The sequence below is a fragment of the Dietzia sp. Die43 genome (assembly GCF_024519835.1).
GTDB lineage: Bacteria > Actinomycetota > Actinomycetes > Mycobacteriales > Mycobacteriaceae > Dietzia > Dietzia kunjamensis.
Genome location: NZ_JALJRF010000010.1, coordinates 154,648 through 163,139, shown reverse-complemented (window position 1 = coordinate 163,139; position 8,492 = coordinate 154,648). Strand labels below are relative to the sequence as shown.

Below are 8,492 nucleotides of genomic sequence, written 5' to 3'. Positions count from 1 at the left end.
CGCACATGAGCGAGCGGATGCGGGCGGAGGCCCACGTCGGGGGCCGTCGCAAGGCACAGGACCCGGACTCGGCCAAGGATGTGGCCGACCGGGGACCATCCCCGCAGAAGGGCTGATCGCCCGCCCGTACTCACCCACGGGCGTAGGTCCCGGGAACCCCGTCGGCGGCTCGTCCACCGGCGGGGTTTCCGCTTGTCAGGCCCCGCAACATCAGCACCGCCCTCCCCGATCACCTGTCAGGAGTACATGTGAGCACCACCGGCACCCCGGCTCTCCTCACCGTCACCGGGCCCGACCGCCCGGGCGTAACCGCGCGGGTGATGTCCGTCCTCGCGTCCCACCACGCCGATCTGGTCGACGTGGAGCAGGTCGTCGTCAACGGCCATCTGTCCCTGGGGCTCATGGTCCGGGTGGACGACGGCGCCGATGTGGTCACCGTCGTGCGGGAGCTCACCGAGCAGGTCCACGACCTCGGGATGCAACTCGAGGTCCAGTTCGACGACATCGCCCCCGCGGCCCCGCCCTCGACGCACGCGGTCGTGATTCTCGGCAGCCCCGTCCCGGCCTCCGCGTTCTCGGCCGTCGCCGGCTCGCTGGCCTCCATCGGCGCGAACATCGACACGATCCGCGGGATCGCCGACTACCCGGTCACCGGTATCGAGTTGCACGTGTCCACCGCCGGCCGGGACTCGGCCGACGATGCCCGCCTGCGCGAGACCCTCGCCCCCCTCTCGGACGCCCACGGCGTCGACATCTCGGTGGACCGGGCCGGGCTCGGCCGTCGGTCCAAGCGACTGGTGGTGTTCGATGTGGACTCCACCCTCGTCCAGGGCGAGGTGATCGAGATGCTCGCCGCGCACGCGGGCAAGGAGGACGAGGTCCGGGCCGTCACGGAGCGTGCCATGCGCGGAGAGCTCGACTTCGCCCAGTCCCTGCACGAGCGTGTCGCGACGCTGGCAGGTCTGCCCGCCACCGTGCTGGACGAGGTCGCCTCGAGCATCGTGCTCACGCCCGGGGCCCGCACCACCATCCGCACGCTCAAGCGGCTGGGGATCCGCTGCGGGGTGGTCTCCGGCGGCTTCATCCAGGTGATCTCCGGCCTCGCCGAGGAGCTGGGACTCGACTTCGCCCGCGCCAACACCCTCGAGATCGTGGACGGCACGCTCACCGGCCGGGTGGTCGGCGAGGTGGTGGACCGCGAGGCGAAGGCCGCCTACCTCCGCGAGTTCGCCGACGAGGTCGGTATCTCGCTGAGCCAGACCGTCGCGGTCGGTGACGGTGCCAACGACATCGACATGCTCACCACCGCCGGGCTGGGAATCGCGTTCTGCGCCAAGCCCGCCCTCCGCGAGGTGGCGGACGCGTCATTGTCCAAGCCGTTCCTCGACACCGTTCTGTTCGTGCTGGGGATCACCCGCGACGAGATCGAGGCCGCGGACACCGCCGCCGGCACGTACCGCCGCGTCCCCCTGACGTGACCGGCACGCCCGGGGCGGGGGAGGGCGGTCCCGAGACCGGTGGGCCCGTGATCGGCGGCCCGGCGACCGGCGCCGCACTCGACTGGTGCCACGCCCGGCTCCGGGCGGGCTCGGCCGGCGCGGAGGACCCCGAGGATCGTGCGACCGTTCGGTCGATGCCGATCGTGCTGCACCTGCCCAAGGCGGACCCTCCGGCCCGGACCCCGCTGCTCGAGTCGGTGGCCGGCGCGGTCGCGGCGCTGTGCCTCGACGAACGGGTCGCGCCGGGAGGGCCGTGGCACGAGGCCTACGCCGCGTGGTTGGACGCCCGGATGCGCAAGATCGCCCGACGTGCCCGCGGCGCCCAGTGGCGGGCCTCGCTCGAGGTCCCCGGGGTGACCCGGGAGATCGACGGCGCCGCCGCGAGGGCGTTCGTCCCCGGCCCGGTGGACGAGGTGGACCCGCGGCTGGCCAGGCTGCAGATCGGCGGCACCGACCTTGAGCGTGACGAGCCCGGCGCGCCGCCCGAGGGGACGCCGGTGGTGTGGATCGACGGTGCGCTCGAGATGTCGACGGGAAAGGCGGCGGCGCAGGTCGGCCACGGGGTCATGCTGCTCATCGCCGCGATGGAACGCGATCGTCTCGATCGCTGGTTGGCCGACGGGCTCCCGGTCGCCGTCCGCGAAGCCGATCCCTCCCGGTGGCAGGACCTGGCCGAGGCGGTGGCCGCCGGGACACCGGGAGTCGCCGCGGTGGTGGACGCCGGCTACACCGAGGTGGCGCCGGGGTCGCTCACGGTCATCGCCGTCGACGCCTGAGCGGCGCCCCGGGGAGCGTTCAGGCGTCGCGCAAGCGCTCCAGGGCGCCGGTCACGACGTCCTTGTCGGTGGTCTGCCAGAACGGCGGCAGCGAAGCGCGTAGGTATCCGCCGTACCGCGCGGTGACCAGACGGGAGTCGAGCACCGCCACCACGCCGCGGTCCTCGGTGCGGCGGAGCAGCCGGCCCACGCCCTGTGCGAGCAGGAGGGCGGCGTGGTTACCGGCGACGGCGAGGAACCCGTTCCCCCCGCGGGCCGCCACCGCACGCTGACGCGCCGAGAGCAGCGGATCATCGGGACGGGGGAACGGGATGCGGTCGATCACGACCAGCGACAGGGTCCGTCCCGGGACGTCGACGCCCTGCCACAGCGACAGGGTGCCCACGAGGGTCGTCTCCTCGTCGTCGGCGAACGTCGCGACGAGGTTGGCCGTGGAGTCCTCGCCCTGGCAGAGGACGGGGGTGTCGAGTCGTTCGCGGAGCAGTTCGGCGGCGGCCTTCGCCGCGCGCATCGACGAGAACAGTCCGAGCGTGCGGCCCCCGGCGGCGGTGATGAGATCGACCAGTTCCTCCTCGGCCGCGGGCGACGGGCCCTCCCGGCCGGGCGCGGGGAGGTGAGCTGCCACGTAGAGGATGCCGTTGCGCCGGTAGTCGAACGGGGATCCCGCGTCGAGGCCCGTCCACCGCAGGGCGCTCGCGTCGTCGTCGGAGGGCGGTTCGAGCGACACCGCGCTCGCGGTGTCCGGGCGTGCCGACGAGGCGGGCGGCAGTCCCCAGGTGGCGGCGAGCCCGTCGAACTTCCCGCCCGTGGTGAGGGTCGCGGAGGTGAGGATCACCGTGGACTCGGCGAACAGGCGGGCACGCAGGAGCCCGGCGACGGACAGGGGAGCGACGCGCAGGATCCGTCCTCGTCGTTCCTCCACGCTCATCCATACGATCTCTAGGCGCTCGGTGACCGGCCGCTCGAACGAGGAGAGGATGCGGTCTGCGGCGTCGGCGATCTCGTCCAGCGCGGCGAGGGTCTTCTGACGGTCGGAGGCACCCTGTGGGTCACCGGCGGCCTCTCCGGGCTTGGGACCCGGGACCGCGCTGCGACAGTTCTCGGCGGTGTGGCGGACAGCGGCCAGCGCGAGGTCCGCGCCCTCGGGCATGAGGTCCCATCGCGCCTCGGGACAGATCTCCAGCAGCGTGGCGAGACCCTCCCCGGCGGCGACCATGCGGTCCGCGGTCTGCTGGTCGACGAGCTTCGCCGCCCGGCGCGCGGCCTGGATCACGGCCGCGCCGGTGAGTTCGGCGGTGGTCACGCCGGTCACCCGGTCGGACAGCTCGTGGGCCTCGTCGATCACCACCGCGTCGTGTTCGGGCAGCACGGAGACATCGGTCATGGCGTCGATCGCGAGCAGCGCGTGGTTGGTCACCACCACGTCGGCGCGGCCGGCCTCCTGGCGTGCCAGTTCGGCGAAGCACTCGGAGAACTCGGGGCAGACCTGCCCCAGACACTCGCGACTGGTCACCGACACCTGCCGCCACGCCGCGTCGGAGACACCGCGGGGCAGGTCGTCGCGGTCGCCGGTGTCGGTGTCCTGCGCCCAGTCGTGCAGGCGGGCGATCTCGCGGCCCAGCCACGAGCTCGGGCCGGTGTCCCGGGGGGTGGCCTCACGTGGGGTGCGCGCGGCCGTGGACTCGCCGCCGAGGGGCAGGTCGAACAGTTCCTCGGTCTCCACCTCCTCCGGGTCGGCCTCGTCGACCGGCCCCGAGCTCACCCGGTGCAGGCACAGGTAGTTGCCCCGGCCCTTGAGGATCGCGTGGGAGGGACTCACGCCGAGTTCCGGGCGGAGCGCCTTGGACAGCCGCGGCAGGTCGCGGTCGACCAGCTGGTTCTGCAGCGCGATGGTCGCGGTGGAGACCACCACGGTGTTCCCGGTGGCCACGGCGTGGCGCAGCGCCGGCACCAGGTAGGCCAGGGACTTACCGGTGCCCGTCCCGGCCTGGACTGCGAGGTGCTCCCCCGTCGCCAGGGCGTTGCCCACGGCCTCGGCCATCGTCACCTGGCCCGTGCGTTCGCTGCCGCCCAGGCCCGCGACCGCGGTGGCGAGCAGGTCGGAGACGGGGGGGAGCGAGTCGGTCACGCGGATACCCTAGCGGCCGCACCGGACAGTGGCCCGGGCCGCCGGGCGGCTCGGGGGCAGACCTGGCCGGCTCGGGGGCAGACCCGGTCGGCTCGAGGCCCACCCGGATGCGTCGGCGGACGACCGACAGCTCCGCTCAGCGGGTGGCCGGGGGGATGACCCTCACGGGGATGGCGGGGTCGCCCTGACTCAGCGCGAGCCCCTCCCACGGCAGGGACACCATCACGGCGGCGTGGTGGGCGCGTGACTGCTCGAGGGTCGGGAGCCCGGGGACGGTCTCGCCGCCCCGGATCAGCGGGACCATGAGATCGCGCGTCTCGAGACCGGGCTCCTCGGGGGCGTCCCCGGACCACGGCAGCAGCAACTCCTCGACGGCGGTGCCCGAGCGGCGGTGGTGGCGGACCGCGCGCTTGGCTCCGGGCAGGGACTCCTTCTGTGCGGAGCGTTTGGCCACGGGGATCCCGTCGACCTCGACGAGTTTGTAGACCATGCCGGCGGTCGGGGCGCCCGAGCCGGTCACGAGCCGGGTGCCGACGCCGTACACGTCGACCGGCTCAGCGCGCAGAGCGGCGATCGCGTACTCGTCGAGGTCCCCGGAGACCACGATCCGGGTGTTGCGGGCGCCGAGGGCATCCAGCTGGCTGCGGACCTGCCGGGCGAGCACCCCCAGGTCGCCGGAGTCGATACGGACGCCGCCGAGTCCGTGCCCGGCGACCTCGATCGCCGTCGCCACGCCCGTCGCGATGTCGTAGGTGTCCACCAGGAGGGTGGTGTCCACACCGAGGGTCTTCACCTGCGAGCGGAAGGCGGCCGCCTCGTCCGGACCCTGCGGGCCGGTGTGCAGCAGGGTGAACGAGTGGGCGGACGTCCCGGCGGAGGGCACGCCGTGCCGGCGCGTCGCCTCCACGTTGGAGGTGGAGTCGAACCCGGTGAGGTAGGCGGCCCGGGCCGCGGCGACCGCTGCTTCCTCGTGTGTGCGGCGGGACCCCATCTCGATGATGGGGCGGCCGTACGCCGCGGAGGTCATCCGCGCGGCGGCGGAGGCGATCGCGCTGTCGTGGTTGAGCACGGACAGGACCAGGGTCTCGAGTACGACGCACTCCGCGAACCCGCCCCGGATGCTCAGCACGGGCGAGCCGGGGAAGAACAGTTCGCCCTCCGCGTAGCCGTCGACGTCACCCGTGAAGCGGAAGTCGCGGAGCCAGTCGGTGGTCCGCTCGTCGAGCGAATCCGACAGCGCCTCGATCTCCTCGTCGTCGAACCGGAAGTCCGCCACGCGTTCGAGGAGCCGACCGGTGCCTCCGACCACCCCGTACCGACGGCCGGAGGGCAGGCGTCGGGCGAAGACCTCGAACACACACGGCCGGTCGGCGGTGCCGTCCGCCAGGGCCGCCCGGATCATAGTGAGCTCGTACTTGTCCGTGAGCAGGGCGGTGGACGGTCGCCCGGTGGGGGGCGTGACATGGGAGGGAGTCGGCGGGGTCACGGGGGCGACTCTACGGCGTGGCCTACCCGGCGGGAACCCGTATCCTGGGTTCCATGCACCCTGTGACGACACCGCTTGCGGCCGTCCGGAGCACCGCCCCGGTGATGGCGATGCCGTCGGCCGCGCCCGTGGAGTCCACGGACGCGGACCTCGACGGTGGGGTGGACAGCCCCTGGCTCACCGTGGTCTGGGACGACCCGGTGAACCTGATGAGTTACGTGACGTACGTGTTCCAGCGGGTGTTCGGCTACAGCAGGGAGAAGGCGCATGGCCTGATGCTCAAGGTCCACAACGACGGTCGGGCGGTGGTGTCGTCCGGCAGCCGCGACAAGGTCGAGAACGACGTCCGCAAGCTGCAGGAGGCCGGACTGTGGGCCACGATGCAGCGGGATGCGTGAGGCGGTGAAGGCGTGGCAGCGCAAGGCGTCCCTCGGTGGGGCGCGCATCAAGTCGGTCATGGAGAACCATGAGGTGCAGATCCTGCACGCCCTGGTCTCCAACGTGGTGGACATGCTCGAACAGCGCCGGGACTCCGCCCCGCGCGATGAGCTGGCCGAGATCACGGGGATGCGCAGTGGCCACTCGCAGGTGCCCGCCGAGGCGCCCCTGGCGCGGTTGTTGCCGGACTTCCACCGCCCTGAGGCGGCCGACCGTGCGGACGGGTCCGACACGGACGGTGCGGCCGTCGCGCGGGCCCACAACTCGGGCATGCGGATGATCCACGAGCCGGCGATCATCGACGCGAAACTCGGCTGCGCGGGCGTGGTGTTGCGTTCGTTGCCGTCGCGGGGCGGGACGGTGTCGCTGACCCTCGAGCAGGCGAACTCGTGGATGCGGTGTCTCAATGATGTGCGACTGGGGCTGGGCGCGGTCCTGCTGGAGGCGGGCTCGTCCGACGGGGTCGCCGCCACCGATATCCCCGAGTACGTGCCCGACGATGACCCCCGGTCCGCCCAGTTGGACGTGTACCACTGGCTGACCTTCATGCAGGACTCCCTGTGCACGGCCCTGGACGGGCAGTGAGACGACGGGCTGTGAGACGACGGGCTATGAGGAGAACATCGTGAACCGAGACCCCCGTTCGCCGTGGCCGGGTACCGGCGCCGGACCGACCCGCCCGGCGGACCCGGGACCGCGGCGCTGGCCGGCCCTGGTCCTGCTGTGGTCGTTCGTCGCCCTGATGTGGGTGGTCGAGGCGGCGGACCAGGTGTTGCTGCGGGTCACCGGGGAGCCCCAGGTGCTCGACGGCTACGGGGTCCAGCCGCTGGCGACGGACGGGCTCCTCGGCATCGTGTTCCAGCCGTTGCTGCACGGGGACTGGGCGCACCTGATCGGTAACTCGATCGCACTGCTCGTGCTGGGGTCGATCATCGCCCTGTCCGGGATCCGACCGCTGGTCGGCGTCACCCTCGTGTCGTGGCTGATCTCGGGAGTGGTGTCCTGGTTGCTCGGCGGCACCGGGACCGTCCACATCGGGGCCTCCGGGATCGTGTTCGGCTACATCTTCTACGTCATCGTCCGGGGCTTCTTCTCCCGGCGCATCCTGCACCTGGTGATCGGACTGGTCATCGGCTTCTACTACGGGCTCGAGGCGCTGGCGGGCCTGTCGCCGATGCTGGACGGGGTGTCCTGGCAGGGTCATCTCGGGGGCGCGATCGGCGGCGTGGCGTCGGCGTACGGCCTCAAGCGCGACCGGAAACCGCAGCAGCGGCAGCTCGCCACGCAGCCGCGGTGGTCCGCCGGACCGCGGAGGTGACGCACCCCGACCCGCAGGCTCCCATCGGGGTGTTCGACTCCGGCGCCGGCGGTCTGACGGTGGCCCGGGCGATCGTGGACCAGCTACCCGACGAGTCGGTGGTCTACGTCGGTGACACCGCCAACGGGCCGTACGGTCCGTTGCCGCTGGCCGAGGTCCGGGCGCACGCCCTCGCGGTGGCGGACCAACTCGTCGACCGCGGGGTCAAGGTGTTGGTGATCGCGTGCAACACGGCGTCGGCGGCGATGCTCCGCGACGCCCGCGAGCGCTACCCGGTACCGGTCGTGGAGGTCATCCAGCCGGCGGCCCGGCGCGCGGTGGCCACCACCCGCTCGGGCCGGATCGGGGTCATCGCCACCCGCGCGACAGTGGCGTCGCGGGCGTACGACGACGCGGTGGCCGCGGCCGTCGGGATCGAGCTGACGTCGGTGGCGTGTCCGAAGTTCGTCGAGTTCGTCGAGCGCGGCATCACCAGTGGCCGTCAGGTGCTCGGGTTGGCGGAGGGGTATCTCGCCCCGATCCGCGACGCCGACGTCGACACCCTGGTGCTGGGGTGCACCCATTACCCGTTGCTGTCCGGTGTGGTGCAGTTGGCGGCGGGGGACCACGTCACGCTGGTCTCGAGCGCGGAGGAGACCGCCAAGGACGTGCTGCGGGTACTCACCGCGCAGGACCTGTTGAGGCCACACGATGCGGCCGAGCCGGCGACCCACGAGTACCTCGTCACCGGTGATCCCGACGCCTTCCGCCGGGTGGCGTCACGGTTCCTCGGCCCCGGTCTGGTGACCGTCGGGCGGGCGGAGTCGGACTGATGGACGGTGACACGCATCGCGGGCACAACCGCGAA

At 72.5% G+C, this 8,492-nt stretch carries 8 protein-coding genes; 6 read left to right on the top strand and 2 right to left on the bottom strand.

Annotated features, from left to right (window positions below):
• Positions 1-248 precede the first annotated feature (248 nt).
• Together serB and NR111_RS10525 are read left to right on the top strand one after the other, a co-directional pair.
• Positions 249-1,478, top strand: coding sequence for a phosphoserine phosphatase SerB (gene serB, locus NR111_RS10530; protein ID WP_067719911.1), 1,230 nt, complete (start codon positions 249-251; stop codon positions 1,476-1,478).
• A 47-nt stretch (positions 1,479-1,525) separates the two neighbouring features.
• Complete coding sequence (locus NR111_RS10525; protein ID WP_067719974.1) at positions 1,526-2,275, top strand: peptidyl-tRNA hydrolase; 750 nt, start codon at positions 1,526-1,528, stop codon at positions 2,273-2,275.
• Positions 2,276-2,294: 19 nt separating this feature from the next.
• Here NR111_RS10525 and NR111_RS10520 read toward each other — a convergent pair whose 3' ends face one another.
• Together NR111_RS10520 and NR111_RS10515 are read right to left on the bottom strand one after the other, a co-directional pair.
• Positions 2,295-4,403, bottom strand: coding sequence for an ATP-dependent DNA helicase (locus NR111_RS10520; protein WP_067719908.1), 2,109 nt, complete (start codon positions 4,401-4,403; stop codon positions 2,295-2,297).
• 136 nt (positions 4,404-4,539) lie between these two features.
• Positions 4,540-5,889, bottom strand: coding sequence for a nicotinate phosphoribosyltransferase (locus tag NR111_RS10515; RefSeq protein WP_067719906.1), 1,350 nt, complete (start codon positions 5,887-5,889; stop codon positions 4,540-4,542).
• A gap of 53 nt (positions 5,890-5,942) precedes the next feature.
• On the opposite strand from NR111_RS10515, the gene clpS reads away from it, so the two are divergent.
• Genes clpS through murI form a run of 4 tightly spaced genes read left to right on the top strand, consistent with a single transcriptional unit; the run spans position 5,943 to position 8,457 of the window.
• Positions 5,943-6,287, top strand: coding sequence for an ATP-dependent Clp protease adapter ClpS (gene clpS / locus NR111_RS10510; RefSeq protein WP_067719971.1), 345 nt, complete (start codon positions 5,943-5,945; stop codon positions 6,285-6,287).
• Positions 6,288-6,291: 4 nt separating this feature from the next.
• Positions 6,292-6,912 (top strand): DUF2017 domain-containing protein, encoded by a 621-nt coding sequence (locus NR111_RS10505; protein ID WP_120286378.1) that lies wholly within the window; start codon positions 6,292-6,294, stop codon positions 6,910-6,912.
• Between the two features lie 40 nt (positions 6,913-6,952).
• Positions 6,953-7,645: a rhomboid family intramembrane serine protease gene (locus NR111_RS10500; RefSeq protein WP_067719902.1), complete on the top strand. Its 693-nt coding sequence runs from the start codon at positions 6,953-6,955 to the stop codon at positions 7,643-7,645.
• Positions 7,642-8,457 carry a glutamate racemase gene (gene murI, locus NR111_RS10495; protein ID WP_206474612.1) on the top strand — a complete coding sequence of 272 codons (816 nt, stop codon included), beginning with the start codon at positions 7,642-7,644 and terminating at the stop codon, positions 8,455-8,457. Before NR111_RS10500 ends, murI begins: the two co-directional genes overlap by 4 nt.
• Positions 8,458-8,492 lie beyond the last annotated feature (35 nt).

Excerpts from the sequence above, each read along its gene's own strand:
- clpS (WP_067719971.1), top strand. The coding sequence starts at position 5,943 with ATGCACCCTGTGACGACACCGCTTGCGGCCGTCCGGAGCACCGCCCCG.